The following is a 15,831-nucleotide window of genomic DNA, read 5'->3' as shown; positions in this document are numbered from 1 at the left end:
ATAGTTGAGATTGTCTTAAGAGAGGCTGATTACGTTTTCAAAGGTGTACCCGGCTTTTTGCTTTCAGTCAAGGATGGCATTCTGGCGCCTAATGCAGGCATAGATAAATCCAATGTGCCTCTTGGCAACGTAGTTTTATATCCAGATAGACCATTCGAAACAGCACACAAACTAAGAAGACAGTTCCTAATTCACAAGGGTGTTAACATAAGAATACTCGTTGCAGACAGTCGATTAATGCCAGGGAGAATCGGCACTGTTGGAATCGCTATTGCTTGTTCAGGATTCGAACCTGTAGAGGATCTTAGGGGGTCTAGAGATCTATTTGGGAAGGCCCTCAGAGTCAGCCTTAAGGCAGTAGCGGATAGCTTGGCAACAGTGGCTGTATCAGCGATGGGTGAGAGTAACGAATCCACCCCGGCTATTGTATTGAGGGGGGTAGTTGTAGTGCCTACTGACAGAAAGCTCTCATGGAGGGATATGGCTATTGACCCAGAGATAGATCTATACTTGAGAGGATTACGTAATTGAGAATAATAGCCACTTTATTCGTGTTTGAATGTTTGGTATCAAGTCAATGAAAGGTTAATGCTCGAATAAACATATCTCTGCCACCAAATTTTGTTACGTACAACTTTCTTGACGTTATCATTAAGTTAACATTAAGCATGAAACACCTATCAACTACATCAGCGATAAATAGTGGTCCGAACATCTACCTCCCCGAGTGCTCAATCGTTTCATTCCAAGGAGGAATCGTCAACTCTGCTTAATTGCAAGAAATAGATGGCATTCGTGTTTGGATTCGTAGCTGTGATTGAACCTGATAGTCCTGACGATTCAAGCAGACGGATATCTTAATCTATGGATAACGTGACTATCGGGCTGCTTGAGTAAACAGTTAAACGAAAGTGAAGCTTGGGCGGTTATTAAACCAGTCTGTAGGGAGTTGTATGATTTAGCTAGTGCAGGACACATCCAGTTTGTTTCTGGGATTTTTAACGAGGAGAATGGAACTTGTACAATCAATTTAAAATGCAATCGAATCCATTTAGCGTCAAGAGGATTTAGAGATAGTATTGGAGATATTGAATATGAACCAGGAAAGATCAGAGTTGGACTCAGGGCGAACGGTGTTCCGGTTAACCTATTTGCAGAATTGCTAGTATGATGTGAAATAATACAGTAGAGTAAATATCCCTATATTACTACCGATTCATGGCTGCACAGACGGATTGGAATATTGAATTTTCGTATGAAATAACATGCAATTGACAAACTGTTTGTTGCCTGTCTACCTTGCTAGTTTTGAATTTGAATCAGGTGGTATCGCCTCAATAAACAACCGCTTGAACTGATTGTTCTTGGTTGTGGTCGTCTGAGTTCAAGAAACATGTAAAAAGGTTCTAGAACAAAACTATCTCGCTTAAAAGCGTGTACCAAGCAAACAACACACCCGGCTTTTCTCCACGGCCAGTTAATCAAATCGAATTTATTTTTATTCTGGCGATGACTTGTGCCGAAGCATGAGTATGGTGATCCGAGCGTGACGAAGCTGACGAAGCAGACTAACCCCGGAAGTCAAGCAAGAATCAGGGTTGAGAAATGCCTATGAATGGGAAAGATGTATCGGCAGCTCCTCAACGTCTTATCGATGTAATAGGCAAGAGAAAAAATAGGTGCTGGGTGCCTCTTTATATGTTGGGAAATGGAGGCCACTACTTAAGCTACGAGTATTCAGCAATTAAATCCTCGATATAGTAATTTTGGGTCGACCTATTTTTCTCTGCTGATCAATTTATATGATCTCTTGCCATTTTAATACCTCCAGATACTGAAGATGTGGGATTGCTAACTCATGTCGGAATTTCTGACAAGATATCCAAGGCGGATAAGCGTAGTAAAAGGTCGTATGCACGATTTCATACATCACGAGGAAATTCAATTTGACCACCTGAGCTTGATGGTCAAGATAAAGAAGGACGAAATTATAAACACTCTCACTTCTGAGGGCTTCCGACGTGTGAAATTCGAAAACAAAAAGCCCTTTCAGATAGGAAGCGGGTTCGCGAAGAAATTAAGCAAGCCATGGGAGCTACATGTTAGATTATTGGAAGTCCATCAACAAGGGATAATAGCAATTCAGGCAGAAGTTGAAATTTCCAGAAAGTACATACAGCATATTCGTTCAGTCAGGGCACCGGTTATCTATGAAATAGAATCCATCCTGAGAAAACATAGGATAGAATACAGAATCTGGAATGCCAAGGTAAGAGATTATATTGCGAACATTGTCGACAATCATCAGATTAAGCTATCTGCACCAAAAATGCCAGCAATGCCATGGAGACCTATGCTTTGCGTTGCTATAACAATAGCTGTTTTAAACGCTTTAAAGCTTGCAGGTATTTCAGTGTAAGACGCTATTTTTAGAAATTGATATAACTTAGTGAACCTTTAATGGCGATTTGAAATAATCAGAATAAATATAGTAATTTTCTATACCGCCATTTTTATATCGCTGATTCCCCACGGGCTTTGGATCCAATATCTATCGCATCATCTACATCTGAGATAAAGATTTTTCCTTCACCTGCCAAGCCTGTGCTCGTTGCCTCGAGTATAGTATTCACTACCTTGTCAACAAGCGAGTCCCTTACCACAACTAACATAGTCGAATTCGCATTAAATTCTGGAGTAAAGGTAGAAGTCCCTCTTGACGAAGCAAGCATCGGCCTTGGTAGCTGTCCTCTGCCTTTAGATTCAAAATATGTCAGTCCGCCAATTTCTTCCTTTTCCAACGCATCAAATGCTCTAACCAATCTTGCTGGTGGAAAGACTGCTTCAATTTTTTTCATTATTATATATCAGAATTCGAATCAGCACAGTTTTATTAAAATATTATGAATAGGAATTCTCATAGTTCGGATTTGATAGTACATGCTTAATCGATACGTATCATATGGTTTGCGTCTAAATGTTGTTTCCCTCGAGCCGAGCCGCTCCCTAATTTAGGTGAAAATGATTAATTCATCATCTCCAGATGAATACTTTAATCGATAAATAAAGTGGTTCGCTGGAGTAACGAGGCCTTTTCTATTAACTGACCGTAAGTCCGGCAAGTACTTATTGAGACCTAAAAGAGTTTTGGGGGATTTGATGCGAGAAGCTACCCATTTGAAAAATAGTTGCTCCCTACAAAGAACAGATCGGGGCATATGTGTATGGAAGGACTCCTAAATGACAGATGGGCGCAAAATTGCTATTTTCTAGCTAATTACCTATTTTCTAAGTTTGTGTTGTTCCAACATTCCGTCAAGTATTTAGTGCCTATGATTACCAGTCTACAATGGGTAGACAAATTTGCATCTGTTCAGGAAGAAGCATGTAACCCAGTGTAGCAGATGTGGTAAATTGCCAAATCATAGATACAAACCTCGCCGAGAATGGAATGTCCAAGGAACCTTCTGTAGTAGTTGCCATACGGAAATGACTAAAGAATTTATTCTGAAACAGCAAGAAGAGAAGACTAGACTAGAACAGGAGCCTGAATACTGCAGTCTTTGCAGAAAAGAAATCCTTGAGGAAGCAGATAAGAATAAGGCACGATGGCAATGGAATATGGAAAGTGGGAGCATACTCTGCAAGGCCTGCTTTGAGACGAAATCCTCACAGTATGAAAAAAGGCTTAATTATTGTAGTATCTGTAATAGCCACCTGGGATTTGTACGGTATAATCCAAAACCCAAGTGGAACTTAGAAGGTCAGTTATGTAGAACATGCTGGGACGATCAAAAGCGGATAAAGCGCTAATTAAACCAAGATGGGAATTTTAAAGAAACACGTTTGTGAAGAATGTGGCGCCAAGTTTAGGAGAGTTGAATTCCTTATGCAGCACGTTCAGATTATGCACGGAACTGGAACCTCGTATGAGTGCAAACAATGCAATACCAAAGTCGAAGGTATGGAAGCAATGCGTAATCATGTGAAGCGGTTTCATTCTTATAATAAAGACAACGATAAGTAAATTAAATTAACTATACCGATTCGCATAAATGCGCTGACATTGGTTTGTTCGATTGTGCGGTATTACATCAGTGTAGTGTAAGCCAACTTCTCCTAAGTTATGTCGAATGTAGATTTAGAGGGACATAAAGAATAAAATAGTGTGCCCAATCCATTTGCAAAATGATGAAAGTCTGCCTTAAATGCGGAAAAGAATTTGACGAGAAGCATGTCGACGATCCTAGCTCAACAATATATCCTTCGTGCCCTGACTGCTGGAAAGAATGGACCAATTACGCAGTCATGGTAATGAATGAAATGAGGCTTGATATGTCAGTTCCTGAGCATAGAAAGGCACTTCGAAAGTACGAAAAGGCATTCTTTGGTTTAGAAAAGTCTCAAGGTGAGCTCCAAAAGAATCCTGACAAGCGTCCAGAATAGCCAATTATTGGCTGGATATTACCCCATCAGCTAATCTTCAGAACATTCAAAGCAACGCCCGGTATTCTCTGTATGAACTTATTTGCATTGGGCAATGTTAGTATTGCCTCCTTAAGGCAAATAATGAACTTTTCTCGCTTGGAATCGTTCAGGGCAAGAAATGCTCCGATTAAACTGCCTATATTTAGCTTGTTTATTATTTGTGGGTCGCGGTAAATCTCTTCGCAATACAGCCTTAACATTAAGACAATTTTTGGAGTATCAAATTCAGATAAAACCTTCATCCATGTAGTTACCACCGCAGTTAATTTCTCAGGCTCAATAGAAGATACTGCATTTAATGCCAAAAAAATGGTTTGACGCATCTCAGAGTCATTAAATTCGTAAAACTCTGTTAACTTTTTACGAAGAGTAGGTTCTCGTACAAATTCATGCAAATTGGCCAATATCTGAATGATACTCACAGCTTCATTAGAAACCGAATTCACCGCTGGCTTTACGTCGATGTTCTAATATTTAATTCTATGAACCAAATTCGAACATTCAGCGCGCCCCCGGTCCAATTCCCATAAACTAGGCTTAAATAGTCAGCTCCTAGAAGAGTCTCATATGGCCTGTCTTGTGATAGTTGGAGGCTTCTATGGTGATGAGGGGAAGGGAAAGATTGTTGCTTACCTTGCCAAAAAAGAATGTCCATTAATTGCAGTGAGAGGTGGAGTTGGCCCGAATGCAGGCCACACTTTTTCGTACGAAGGCAAGACTCACAAAGTTAGGATGTTACCAAGTGCGGCTCTTAATCCATCGACCAGATTGATGATAGGTGCAGGAGTTTTGATCGACCCTAAAATTCTGTCAAATGAGATTAGCGAATTCAGTGCCTCAAATAGAACTTTGATTGATTCACAATCAGGAGTTATTGAGAAAATCCATATCGAAAGAGACATCGAAGCAGAGCACTTAAAGAACAATATAGGTACAACAGGAACTGGCACTGGTCCTGCTAACTCTGACAGGGCTCTGCGATCGCTCAAAATTGCTAAAGATGTACCAGAATTGATCCCATACATCGGAGACGTCAGCGGCGCTGTTAATGAAGCTATCGATAATGGAGAAAAGGTGTTGGTAGAGGGCACTCAAGGGACTTTTCTTTCTCTATATCACGGTGGCTACCCTTACGTGACCTCCAAAGACGTTACTGCTTCTGGAATATGTTCAGATATAGGAATTGGGCCCAAAAGGGTTGACGACGTCCTCATTGTATTCAAGGCTTACGTTACTCGAGTAGGAAAAGGGCCGTTGGAGGGTGAGATTTCTAGTGATGACGCTAAAGCTAGAGGTTGGTTAGAATACGGCAGTGTAACTGGCAGGCAAAGAAGAGCCTCACCGTTTGATACTGGACTGGCTAGAAGAGCAATTAAACTAAATGGAGCAACCCAAATAGCAATTACCAAGTTAGACATTCTGTTTCCTGAGACTGCAGGTATAACGGATTTCTCAAAGTTACCACAAAATGCTAAAAATTTTGTTGAAGATGTGGAGAGAGAGAGCGGGCTTAAGGTCGTACTTCTTGGAACAGGGACTGAACTAGATCAGATAATCGATAGAAGGGCGTAGGTAATCTTGTTCATGGCAACTGGTCTCTATCTTTGGAAATGTAATAATGCATCTGCAGGCTCACGGCAAAGAGAGAATATCTAAGGTTTTGGTATAACTGATTGCACAATATATGGCCTATCTTTCTACATCTTTCAGCCTTTGAATATAGCCAGCCAGCCAATTAGATAGTAATGTTTGAGATTGCGAATGACTTTTAATAGCACAAATAGTATCTGTAGTAAAAATTGCGACTAAAGTCTCCATGCTATGTGAAATTGCTTGATTTGCACAGTTTTGGTAGGTTAGTCTGTGCATTAGAACGCACGCCAATGCCTGCATTCTCACTAGTTTTGAATGAACGTTTTGTTTACGCAGTTCAGACCGACTTCATAGATGGCAGGCCAGTAATATATTTCGCAGAAAATGATGAAAAGAATTACGGTCAGTATATGGCGTACCGACTTACTGGTACAACGGAGGAAGTAGCTATAGTTGACTCGGTAGGTAACCCGAGTTTTATTTATACACCTATAATAAATGTAGACAAATTTCCCTCTTCACTAACAAGAAAGGCAAGACTGGATAAAAAATCAGGCTACATAGCTATAAAATTGAGGGATCTTTCAAGTTTAGCCAAGGTTGCAGCATACAAGACGATGTACGACGAGCCACCTCTCCCTCTATTATCATTTAAGGACAAGGACAAGTTTGTGGTTGGCTCCGCAATCAGTTTTATAGAGGCCGATAGTATCTCCTATTTTTATTATCTGGTTCTAGAAGAGGAACCAACTGATTCATTTTTGCGATATTCTAGTCAAAGAGTAGAGCAACCGTCTTTTTGTAATAGGATAGGTGAACATGGTTACATTTATTTGAAGCTGATAAGACTCGCCTCAAAACATCCTTTGGTCGATATAAGTGACTGATTCACTCGTGTTTATCAATAGGATGGGTCAAGCATGTAGGCTCAAAAGGAGCCGCATAATTTTGGCAGTTGACTTAACAGATGGCCCTGATTTACAAGCTGCAATAAGGACAATATCTTCTCTAGAAGAGCATATTTGTGCTGTGAAGCTCAATTTTCATTTGATATTACCATTATCACGCTCAGAGTTGTTGCAAATAAATGGACTAGCGCATTCCTACGGCCTTCAATCCATCGCAGACATCAAATTAAATGATATCCCGAGCACAAATGAGGTTGCTATAGCTCATTTGGCAAAAATGGGATTTGATGCATTTACCGTAAACCCGTTTATTGGACCAGATGGCTTAGAAGCTACAGTACTACAAGCTCATGGATTGGAGTGCGGCATACTTGCTTTAATTTATATGAGCCATGTAGGAGCACATTTCGGTTTTGGTGCCAATTTATTTGAAGGCAATAATCAGGTTACTCCGATTTATAGAAGGTTTCTCGAATATGCCATCAAAAGTCAAGTAGATGGAATGGTTATAGGTGCAAATCAGACTCATATCCTAAAAGAAGTCTCCTGCAGAGCTGACAAGATTCCAATTTATTCGCCAGGGCTAGGGGTACAAGGCGGCGATGCGAAACAAGCATCAATTAGTGGGACCGATTACTTTATCGTTGGACGGGCAATCATTCAGTCAAAAGAACCCGTCAGGGCCCTAACTCAGTTACGAGAAACCCTTAACCATTGAATACGTACGTGGTACTGGCACCTTGGGGAGGAGATTCGACAGCTATTTTTACATCGCAGCAATCCCTATATCAACTAGTATATCAAGTGGCAAACCTATAAGCCCAACTCAACTACTTTGTTATTTTTCATCACAACCGAACTTTCCAGTCCAATATTTATTCAGTCTGACTAAAATTAATTAACTGGTAGGGTCATTTCATGATTGTACAATAACTGGTGTCAATAGTGGCTAATATCAATACCCCGGCGAAAATAAATGGAGCAGGGTTATCCAGAATGTCACCTACTGCACCGTCTTCAACGCATAGTAAAATCCTGGTTTTATGCATAGATCGGGACGACGATATAGGCTCCAAAGGCGGCATCGAAACCCCAGTAGTTGGGAGAGATCCTTGCATCAATGCAGGGGTTAGGTTAGCCATAGAGGATCCAGAAGATCCTGACGCAAATGCGATCTTTGCAGCAATCAAAACATACGAAGAACTCATCGCGAAAGGATACAGTTCACAAGTGGCTCTTGTGGCAGGAAAATTTAACCGCGGGATCGAGGCAGATGAGAAGATAGGCATAGAAATACAAAACGTTCTGAGTATGTATCGTGCTGACGGTGCCGTACTTATATCCGACGGCGAGGATGATGAGACAGTTGTACCAGTTATCCAAACCATAGTTCCAGTTATCTCCATTCAACGTATAATTATCAAACACAGCAGAAGCGTCGAATACTCTTATGCTGTGTTTGGAAGATATCTAAAAATGCTCGCCTATGACCCCCGATATTCGAAATTCTTCTTGGGGGTTCCAGGCGCTCTTTTGGTAGCAACTAGCCTAGCGAGTTTTTTTGGACTTACAAAAGAAGCCTTAGCGCTAGTGTTCAGTATCCTAGGTTTAGCTTTCATCATTAGAGCTTTTGATATAGATAAAGCCCTAAGTTCTCTTGGCAGACCTACTCCAACAGGCTTTATTCGGATCTTTTCAACCTTCGCCGGAATTCTAATCATCGTCGTTTCCATCGCAAACGGCCTGTCAAGTATTCCTAACGAAGCAATCGTGCCGAACATGGGAGCATTGCACATAATAACGAATAGGATTATAGTAGGCAGCTTCGTTCATGGGACAATCACGTTATTGTGGATAGGTATCGCTACAATACTGGCAGGATCGCTTTTGAGTAACTGGTTTAAAGGAAGCATCTTAACAATGTCTGATATTTTGAGACTCGTGGTACTGGCGTTATTGTATATTCCTATACTACAATTTACTTCAGTTCTTATAGAAAGAACAAATCCTTTTAATCTTATTTCCTCATTGTTGATAGGCTTGGCGGTCACTCTAGTCGCAGCTACTTTCTTATTCCAATATTTCAAGAATAGGAAGGGTGGGGAGGTTCTTAAGCATTGATCTACAAATGTCTCAATAACTACAAAACAGTAAAATCATCGGCTACGTAGCATTACATAGATCGTGATACAGGATATTGGCAGCAGAGCGCTCGCAGAGACTTTCTTTAAGCATAGTGGCCTGTATAACCTATATGAAAGGCGACTAGAATCTCAAATTGTCAAAAACTCTCTACCAAATCACATTGCGATCATACTTGATGGAAACAGAAGATGGGCAAAATATAACTTCATGGGAATAAGAAAAGGTCATTTCAAGGGTGCAGACAAAGCTGAAGAATTACTAAATTGGATACACGATTTAGGTATTAGAATTACGACTCTTTATGTATTATCTACTGAAAATCTAGATAGAAAAGATGACGAAGTAGATAACATCTACCATCTGCTACAAATCAAATTAGAAAGGCTTCTAAACGATATTCGAATCCATCGGCGTCGGATGAAAATCAAAGCAATAGGCAACGTCAAACTTTTACCGCCTGATCTCCAAGAGGTATTGAGGAAATTGGAAGCTAATACGGCTGATTACGACTCTATGTTTTTAAACATTGCCTTAGCTTATGGCGGACAGGAAGAGCTCGTTGATGCTGTTAAGAAAGTAGCATCAATGGCAAAAATGGGCGAACTTTGTGTGGAAGATATTGATGAAAAGATAATCGAATCGTGCTTATATACTTCCCACTTGCCACAACCTGAGCCTGATTTGATATTGAGAACATCTGGGGAAAAACGTTTGAGTGGGTTTCTAATTTGGCAAAGCGCCTATAGCGAATTAGTATTTATGGACGTATTCTGGCCGGAATTTCGTAAAATAGACTTGATGAGGGCAATTAGAACATACCAAAGAAGAAAGCGAAGATATGGCAAATGAGACTTCATTGAGTTTAAGTATATTTAGCAGAAATGCTAATCAACACCTAGTGCCAGAACATGGAGATTATGATCCGATATTACGGAAGTGGTATTGTAGCAGATGGCTATCCCAACAAGAGTGGGAAGATATCCATAATTACCTTATAGCAGAAGACTCGGACGATTCATCTGATACTGTCAAAAAGAATTAATTAAGCACATGTCTAGCCAGACAGCCTAAGGGAAAGTTGAAGAGCGCGTTTTGAAAATAGAATTACATGGCTGACGAAATTTCTGCAGGAGCGGTACTGTGCTCATTTAACAGTGATCTTAGAAGAGTAGAATATTTGCTACTGAATTATAGTTCAGGGCATTGGGACTTTCCTAAGGGAAACGTTGAAACTGGCGAAAACGGATTACAAACAGCTACCCGCGAAATACTCGAAGAAACAGGGATCAATGAGATTATTTTTGTGGATGGGTTCGTATCCACTATAGAATATTATTACAAGCGATCAAGTAAGCTTATTCACAAATTTGTTACTTTCTACCTTGCTAAGACTTGCATAAGGGATGTTCGGCTCTCCTTCGAGCATCGCGACTTTTCGTGGAAAGAATATGACTTGGCTATCAATCAATTGACGTATAAAAGTGCCAAAAAGATATTAAGAGAAGCCAAGCCTTACACAGAGTCAATTAAATGGATTTAATTAGATTGAATAGACATTGATTGCTTGGTGGGCTGCTTTAATATACTGAATAGCCATTGCAATGGACAAGCTATATTATTCAATCCATCATCTTTATTCCTAATTTACTCTGTATATAGTTCTATTTTTGACTTTCCCACATTAAACCAAAGTCACAGTAATACTAGTCACATGGATATTGAGGTAGACTTCGTGGAATTATGATGAAGCGACAGCCTGACCTATGTGGGCTTACCCCATTGGTGTTACCACCCTTAAACTCGATATGTACTAATAATAGGATATTGCCTCGTAGGTATCCAAAACCTTCTCTATAGCTTCTTTGTCTTCGCTTACTATAGATTGTTGAGGCCTGAGAAAATCAAGTGGTGTAATCAAGCCTACAAATTCATTTGATTTATCTTTATCTAGAATCAGTAAATGCCTTACGTCTTTTTGCAACATAACATCGGCCGCATCTGACGGTGACTTATCTGAAGCAATCGTAATTACAGGAGACGACATTATTTCTCCAATTCTCACTGACTTGGAAAGTACGTCTAGGGTACACACCTTTCTGACTAGATCGCGTTCAGTAACCAAGCCCACAGGTTTCCCCAGTTCATCGACAACGACCAATGAACTTACATTTTTGTCCTTCATTCGATTTGCGATTTCCTTGACCGAAGTCGTTTCCTCTGTTTTCTCGACTATCCTTTTCGAAATGTCTTTAACTGTCTGGATCATGAGAACCCAAACTTCTTTGTTTGAGCTTTTAAATAATGTTTCTTGGATAGATCTAGCGCACGTTGGTAAGTGTGTGAGTATAGTTCTGCTAGCCTAATAATGTAAAAGGATTGCAATTCTGCCCTGGGTAAAGGGAAACAAATTTCTGTACCATTATATGCAGTACGCAGATGGCCTTACAAAAAGCAAAGTAAAACATATCTCGGATACTCAGGTAGTAACTAGTAGACAGGTCTATTTATTATATAGAATTCTTGAAAAGATTGAAAAGAGACACCGGCGACAAAGATAGAGATCAAGATTTACCTGATAGCCCTGCATCAAGAAATACCATAACAATAAATATACTAATAGGTTCGAATCCAGACACAAATAGACGATCTTGATTTATCGGAACGACAATTTTCAAATACTATAAACGGCATTTAATATCAATGATTCAAGATGTAGTCACTTTTCAACAAATTAAGCCGAAGGAAGTGGCTTTGTCTTTTAGCGATATTTCTCCAACGTGGGCAAAGAGGTTCGAAGAATGCGCGGGGAAGCTACCTAAACCAATGTCGCTTACGTGGATTCGTTGGTATTTCGAGCTTAAACGTGCATCAAAATGCATTGTAGGAGAAGCATATAACTATTCCTCATCTTATATTCATAATTGCGGCGAATGTGACGAAATAGGTTGGAGATTCATGCTTTATTTCAGTCTTCACTTGAACTCCAAGTTGAAGGATAACCAGCAGAGATTTGTAACTCACTGGAATTTAGAACATGTGTAAGCACCTTGAATCTAGTACGAATTCATAGTAACGCAAAAGTCTCAACTTATAGTAAAATATCTTTGATAGTAAACTCAGACATGAACACTTGAAGGTTATGTTGTTTGAATCATCATCCCACCTTCTTCACTCGTTTTTCTAGAGTTATAGTGAGCCTGAGGACTGGCCAGTCGGGAGGGAAAAAGTGGCGGTGAGTTTTTGGAAATTCTGACTGATTATAGGCTAAATCGGTCATCATATATTATTGCTTGAAGAGAGAATGAGTGAATCTTGAATATATTCTCAAAACATCTAAAGCAATTATCACAACCGCGCAACGGCAAAGTTATCCCAAGTGGGACTCAGATCAACTTATTTTCAAACTCAATCGGCACGCATTCATTGGATTACAGATAAAACCACTAGCGGTATTCCAAATTTACACTTATGGTATAAAGTAAACCACAAAGCTTGCCAATACGATCCCAGCAACGATCGCTACTGTTAAGATAATACCCTTCTTAGTAGTTTTCCTTTGTTTCCTAAAACTGGGATCATTTCTGTCAGTTCGATCTATTTCCAACTAGTTTACGTCCTCGTAGATTACATATAAACGGTACCCCAGCGTTAATCTCACGATGATTGCACTACCCAGATATAGCTTTTGACATGTCAAGCGTTGCTACACTTTTATCCCCTTGCTTCAAATTCTGAATATTGGTACAAATCTGCGGCGCCGGTGGCGTGACTCCAGTAGCGCAAACCCTTATAACACCATTCAGGAGAGTGCCAGGAATCGTTATCGGCACAACCAATTTACTTTTTTGATTTGTATCAATATCTGTAGCCACAACAGTATTATTAACAGATATATTCACAGGCCCGATATGATCGGGGCTCCTTATCAAAGTGATACTAAATTGTGGTTTACTGACACGAGATTCCGACGCAAATGCAGATTGGCTGGACACATGGGCTAGCCAATACGTTGACACCAACACTACCAAAATTGAAAATCCTAAAGCTTCCTTTTTACTCACATTCATGATGCAGATCTAATCAAACCGCATTTAAGGTCATGTAATTAATTTATTAGACGTTGGGGAATGGTTTATTTCACCGACGCTTATCAATACCTTATGATAGAAGAGCGACACAGAAGCTAAAAAAAGCTTAGCTGTTTGTTGCGAATATTATAACAAGTCCCATTAAAAAGCGGGGAGTTGTTGCACAAATGACTGTAACCCTTTAGATTAATAATGAATAGAAAAAAAATCAAGATTTCGCTTGAGGATGAGGATGGAGGGAAATATGATCTTGCGCTAGAAGGCAATATTTCCAAGAATAAAATCATCAAATTTATTGAGGTTCTAGATCTCCTGGAGGTTAAAGGCAGTGGTACTCTAGATGAAACTAAGAAATTAAATGAGAGGCAAAACCTTACCTCCGTAGGCTCCAAAATATGGAATTTAATAGAACAGAAGTTCCCGCATAGCACATTCACCACTTCAGATATTTTAGAGCTCTATGAAGATGAATACCAAGAACCAATAGTTTTGAGCGTGGTTTCGACTTACCTTTCTAGGTATTCTGAGAAGAATAAATTGTCCAGAAATAAGAGAGGCAGGGAATGGATCTATAAGATAAATAGAAAGCCCTCGGTAGTAGATGGGATGCATCCAAGTCCAGCGTATTCTCGTCCTAGTCAACTATCTAATGAAGTCTCCCCAACTGACATGAACTAATTTCAAGAAGCAGCCCAAATAGTCAAATTTATCTTAAACCGCAACGGAGCACATCTTTTCTCTAGAATTCTCACCTCAATGAATTGCTAAAGTATGGCTCATGGGAAGATGCCCAAAAATTCAAGGACCTATTTCTGAATATCTAACAGCCAGCCAGAGAATCATCCGAGTTCATGTATGATAATTTTATTTTTTTGCCTTCGTCATGCCGTCACTAGTCCCTACAAAGTTAGCCAGAGCCTTAATCATAAATCCCATCTTATAATATTCTGGTAAAACGTCGACATACACATCATTTTCCTTCAAAACTTTCAGCGTCGCAGGACCAATTGCAACCACAATCACGCTCTTATTGAGCGCTTTTACCAGAGAATCGACTAGTCCATGTTTTGAGGCTATCGTAAAAAGTTGGCTTACGGCAGGCGGACTTGTAAAAGTTATTACGTCCACCTTAGAAGCAAAAATGTCTTCGATAAACTTTATCACTCTGGCTTCATTTGGATTCACATATTCATATCCCATCATTTTGAGAATTTCTGCCCCACCTTCGTTAACGTCAGTCGAATACGTATATGTATGAGTTTCAAAGACTAATGCCCCTTGATCCTCGAGTGTTTGTCTCAAATAAGATGAGTGTGAGCCATGCCAGAAGATATAGACCTTCTTTCCACTCACTCCCATAGAGACCAATAACTTGCCAATTCCTTCAAAAGTATTGTCGTTTGGTATAGTGATCTTGGCCTTTAGCCCGCAAGTGGCTAAGGCTTCCTTGGGCTTAGCACTCCTAGCTATAACCTGTACCTCCTGTAGCATTCGGAGCAGATCTCCCTCTAATTTAAGATCCCTAGCGGAGGACATTAAAGAATAAACCCCTGGTCCTGTCATGAAAACCGCATAATCTACTTTTTCTTTAAATCTCTTAATGGTAGTAAGAACAGTCTCTTTATTTAGACGCGGATTCACCTCAATTCCGACGGTTGGAACGAGATAGGGGACGCCCCCAAAAGATCTAATGATTCTCGCAAGCTCCTCTGCCCTTCGGCTAGCTGTTACTGCGATAACTAATCCAGATAGTGACAATTCTTTGATTGACGGTAAAATGATCCCACAAGTCAAACATAAGGCTTTTCAACAATTATGAATGAAAGAAATTGCCAACCTATACTTAATAGCTTTTGTTTGAAATATAAAGGTCACCGATTCAAATCATATTCAGCTATCTCGCCTTGCGTTTTCTTGACCGTGAAATGGAACAAGTTTCCTTCCCTTCTTGAATCCAATAATGATTGTCCAGTTTGTTCAGACCATCTAATCATCTCCAAATCTGCAGTTGGATCATCTGAGACCAAATGAACTACACTACCAACTGCGATTTTTTCTAATAATTCGTCAAGCTTCGCTAGTGTAGCAGCACATTCCACTCCTATTTCGAACAACTCAAAGTCTGGAAAAGCATCAAAGCAAATGATGTGGTGCCTTTGAATTAGTGCCGCAATTTCATCGCTACAGCTCTTTATGTTCTTCAGGCTCTTTATTCCCTCATCAATCTTGGTGACTTTTAATCTCGCAAACCAACCTTGTGTATACGGATACTTATTTGCGAGCTCTGGCAACTGCGAAAGAGATGAGTTAATTTCGATAATCTTACCACTTACAGGAGATCTTACCACACCAAAATATCGCGAGCTCTCGATGGTGCCTATACTTTTTCCGCGTTCCACAGTAATACCAATAGGTTTCAAATTAATATTGGACAATTTACCACTGATATAGCCAAGGCAATTTATGATGCCAATAGTCATCATTCCACTCTCAGTGTTTGTCTTACACCAAACAAAGTTTTCTGCATCGTAAAGGAGATCCTCAGGAAAGTCACAATGGCTGATTTTCATTCTAAGTAAAATATGTTAGATTACACACCTTTAGTCTTT

At 39.9% G+C, this 15,831-nt stretch carries 22 protein-coding genes; 15 read left to right on the top strand and 7 right to left on the bottom strand.

All coding sequences use genetic code 11. The annotated features are described in order from the left end of the window. The 3 genes from DYY65_RS02575 to DYY65_RS02565 form a co-directional block, all read left to right on the top strand. The coding region (locus tag DYY65_RS02575) for a coenzyme F420-0:L-glutamate ligase (protein ID WP_162476426.1) at positions 1–531 on the top strand (531 nt) is incomplete at its 5' end. A gap of 358 nt (positions 532–889) precedes the next feature. Further along, positions 890–1,171 (top strand): hypothetical protein, encoded by a 282-nt coding sequence (locus tag DYY65_RS02570; RefSeq protein WP_162476425.1) that lies wholly within the window; start codon positions 890–892, stop codon positions 1,169–1,171. Between the two features lie 687 nt (positions 1,172–1,858). Next, positions 1,859–2,419: a hypothetical protein gene (locus DYY65_RS02565; RefSeq protein ID WP_162476424.1), complete on the top strand. Its 561-nt coding sequence runs from the start codon at positions 1,859–1,861 to the stop codon at positions 2,417–2,419. A gap of 94 nt (positions 2,420–2,513) precedes the next feature. On the opposite strand, the gene DYY65_RS02560 is transcribed toward DYY65_RS02565, so the two are convergent. Beyond that, complete coding sequence (locus tag DYY65_RS02560; RefSeq protein WP_162476423.1) at positions 2,514–2,858, bottom strand: P-II family nitrogen regulator; 345 nt, start codon at positions 2,856–2,858, stop codon at positions 2,514–2,516. A 722-nt stretch (positions 2,859–3,580) separates the two neighbouring features. On the opposite strand from DYY65_RS02560, the gene DYY65_RS02555 reads away from it, so the two are divergent. From DYY65_RS02555 to DYY65_RS02545, 3 genes are all read left to right on the top strand, one after another. Next, positions 3,581–3,760: a hypothetical protein gene (locus DYY65_RS02555; protein WP_162476422.1), complete on the top strand. Its 180-nt coding sequence runs from the start codon at positions 3,581–3,583 to the stop codon at positions 3,758–3,760. A 63-nt stretch (positions 3,761–3,823) separates the two neighbouring features. Beyond that, complete coding sequence (locus tag DYY65_RS02550) at positions 3,824–4,027, top strand: C2H2-type zinc finger protein (protein ID WP_162476421.1); 204 nt, start codon at positions 3,824–3,826, stop codon at positions 4,025–4,027. Positions 4,028–4,188: 161 nt separating this feature from the next. Further along, on the top strand, positions 4,189–4,446 hold the full coding sequence (locus DYY65_RS02545; RefSeq protein ID WP_162476420.1) for a Fe(2+)-trafficking protein: 258 nt from the start codon (positions 4,189–4,191) through the stop codon (positions 4,444–4,446). A gap of 26 nt (positions 4,447–4,472) precedes the next feature. Here the strand turns inward: DYY65_RS02545 and DYY65_RS02540 are convergent, their stop codons facing one another. Next, positions 4,473–4,934: a hypothetical protein gene (locus DYY65_RS02540; RefSeq protein WP_162476419.1), complete on the bottom strand. Its 462-nt coding sequence runs from the start codon at positions 4,932–4,934 to the stop codon at positions 4,473–4,475. 121 nt (positions 4,935–5,055) lie between these two features. Here DYY65_RS02540 and DYY65_RS02535 point away from each other — a divergent pair, with 121 nt between their 5' ends. The 7 genes from DYY65_RS02535 to DYY65_RS02505 all read left to right on the top strand — a co-directional run bounded on the left by DYY65_RS02535 (position 5,056) and on the right by DYY65_RS02505 (position 10,674). After that, positions 5,056–6,060, top strand: a complete 1,005-nt coding sequence (locus DYY65_RS02535) for an adenylosuccinate synthetase (protein ID WP_162476418.1) — start codon at positions 5,056–5,058, stop codon at positions 6,058–6,060. Between the two features lie 311 nt (positions 6,061–6,371). Continuing rightward, entirely contained in the window at positions 6,372–6,968 is a 597-nt protein-coding gene (locus DYY65_RS02530) for a hypothetical protein (protein ID WP_162476417.1), read from the top strand. Positions 6,969–7,029: 61 nt separating this feature from the next. After that, positions 7,030–7,707: an orotidine 5'-phosphate decarboxylase gene (locus DYY65_RS02525; RefSeq protein WP_162476416.1), complete on the top strand. Its 678-nt coding sequence runs from the start codon at positions 7,030–7,032 to the stop codon at positions 7,705–7,707. Positions 7,708–7,934: 227 nt separating this feature from the next. Further along, positions 7,935–9,110, top strand: a complete 1,176-nt coding sequence (locus DYY65_RS02520) for a DUF373 family protein (RefSeq protein ID WP_370519274.1) — start codon at positions 7,935–7,937, stop codon at positions 9,108–9,110. A gap of 63 nt (positions 9,111–9,173) precedes the next feature. Further along, positions 9,174–9,983, top strand: a complete 810-nt coding sequence (gene uppS / locus DYY65_RS02515) for a polyprenyl diphosphate synthase (protein ID WP_370519273.1) — start codon at positions 9,174–9,176, stop codon at positions 9,981–9,983. Positions 9,984–9,990: 7 nt separating this feature from the next. Next, positions 9,991–10,176: a hypothetical protein gene (locus DYY65_RS02510; protein ID WP_162476415.1), complete on the top strand. Its 186-nt coding sequence runs from the start codon at positions 9,991–9,993 to the stop codon at positions 10,174–10,176. A 66-nt stretch (positions 10,177–10,242) separates the two neighbouring features. Then, the gene (locus DYY65_RS02505; protein ID WP_162476414.1) at positions 10,243–10,674 is read left to right on the top strand and encodes a bis(5'-nucleosyl)-tetraphosphatase; all 432 of its coding nucleotides are present in this window, start codon (positions 10,243–10,245) and stop codon (positions 10,672–10,674) included. Between the two features lie 270 nt (positions 10,675–10,944). Here DYY65_RS02505 and DYY65_RS02500 read toward each other — a convergent pair whose 3' ends face one another. Then, positions 10,945–11,400: a CBS domain-containing protein gene (locus DYY65_RS02500; protein ID WP_162476413.1), complete on the bottom strand. Its 456-nt coding sequence runs from the start codon at positions 11,398–11,400 to the stop codon at positions 10,945–10,947. A gap of 485 nt (positions 11,401–11,885) precedes the next feature. Between DYY65_RS02500 and DYY65_RS02495 the strand changes: the two genes are divergently transcribed. Next, positions 11,886–12,176, top strand: coding sequence for a hypothetical protein (locus DYY65_RS02495; protein ID WP_162476412.1), 291 nt, complete (start codon positions 11,886–11,888; stop codon positions 12,174–12,176). Between the two features lie 424 nt (positions 12,177–12,600). On the opposite strand, the gene DYY65_RS02490 is transcribed toward DYY65_RS02495, so the two are convergent. Next, positions 12,601–12,738: a hypothetical protein gene (locus tag DYY65_RS02490; RefSeq protein ID WP_162476411.1), complete on the bottom strand. Its 138-nt coding sequence runs from the start codon at positions 12,736–12,738 to the stop codon at positions 12,601–12,603. Between the two features lie 64 nt (positions 12,739–12,802). Next, the gene (locus tag DYY65_RS02485) at positions 12,803–13,195 is read right to left on the bottom strand and encodes a hypothetical protein (protein ID WP_162476410.1); all 393 of its coding nucleotides are present in this window, start codon (positions 13,193–13,195) and stop codon (positions 12,803–12,805) included. A gap of 219 nt (positions 13,196–13,414) precedes the next feature. Between DYY65_RS02485 and DYY65_RS02480 the strand changes: the two genes are divergently transcribed. Beyond that, on the top strand, positions 13,415–13,900 hold the full coding sequence (locus DYY65_RS02480; protein WP_201449276.1) for a hypothetical protein: 486 nt from the start codon (positions 13,415–13,417) through the stop codon (positions 13,898–13,900). A 186-nt stretch (positions 13,901–14,086) separates the two neighbouring features. Here DYY65_RS02480 and DYY65_RS02475 read toward each other — a convergent pair whose 3' ends face one another. Together DYY65_RS02475 and DYY65_RS02470 are read right to left on the bottom strand one after the other, a co-directional pair. Next, complete coding sequence (locus DYY65_RS02475; RefSeq protein ID WP_162476409.1) at positions 14,087–15,016, bottom strand: uroporphyrinogen-III synthase; 930 nt, start codon at positions 15,014–15,016, stop codon at positions 14,087–14,089. A 77-nt stretch (positions 15,017–15,093) separates the two neighbouring features. Beyond that, positions 15,094–15,792, bottom strand: a complete 699-nt coding sequence (locus tag DYY65_RS02470) for a sulfurtransferase TusA family protein (protein ID WP_162476408.1) — start codon at positions 15,790–15,792, stop codon at positions 15,094–15,096. Positions 15,793–15,831: the final 39 nt, after the last annotated feature.

It is taken from the genome of Nitrososphaera sp. AFS (assembly GCF_009898475.1).
Taxonomy (GTDB): domain Archaea; phylum Thermoproteota; class Nitrososphaeria; order Nitrososphaerales; family Nitrososphaeraceae; genus Nitrosopolaris.
This window is presented reverse-complemented; position numbering and strand designations above follow the sequence as displayed.

What these genes read in the sequence shown, in the direction of transcription:
- DYY65_RS02565 (WP_162476424.1), top strand. Translation starts at nt 1,859, where the DNA reads ATGTCGGAATTTCTGACAAGATATCCAAGGCGGATAAGCGTAGTAAAA.
- DYY65_RS02560 (WP_162476423.1), bottom strand. Translation starts at nt 2,858, where the DNA reads ATGAAAAAAATTGAAGCAGTCTTTCCACCAGCAAGATTGGTTAGAGCA.
- DYY65_RS02550 (WP_162476421.1), top strand. Translation starts at nt 3,824, where the DNA reads ATGGGAATTTTAAAGAAACACGTTTGTGAAGAATGTGGCGCCAAGTTT.
- DYY65_RS02545 (WP_162476420.1), top strand. Translation starts at nt 4,189, where the DNA reads ATGATGAAAGTCTGCCTTAAATGCGGAAAAGAATTTGACGAGAAGCAT.
- DYY65_RS02535 (WP_162476418.1), top strand. Translation starts at nt 5,056, where the DNA reads ATGGCCTGTCTTGTGATAGTTGGAGGCTTCTATGGTGATGAGGGGAAG.
- DYY65_RS02530 (WP_162476417.1), top strand. Translation starts at nt 6,372, where the DNA reads ATGCCTGCATTCTCACTAGTTTTGAATGAACGTTTTGTTTACGCAGTT.
- DYY65_RS02505 (WP_162476414.1), top strand. Translation starts at nt 10,243, where the DNA reads ATGGCTGACGAAATTTCTGCAGGAGCGGTACTGTGCTCATTTAACAGT.
- DYY65_RS02500 (WP_162476413.1), bottom strand. Translation starts at nt 11,400, where the DNA reads ATGATCCAGACAGTTAAAGACATTTCGAAAAGGATAGTCGAGAAAACA.
- DYY65_RS02480 (WP_201449276.1), top strand. Translation starts at nt 13,415, where the DNA reads ATGAATAGAAAAAAAATCAAGATTTCGCTTGAGGATGAGGATGGAGGG.
- DYY65_RS02470 (WP_162476408.1), bottom strand. Translation starts at nt 15,792, where the DNA reads ATGAAAATCAGCCATTGTGACTTTCCTGAGGATCTCCTTTACGATGCA.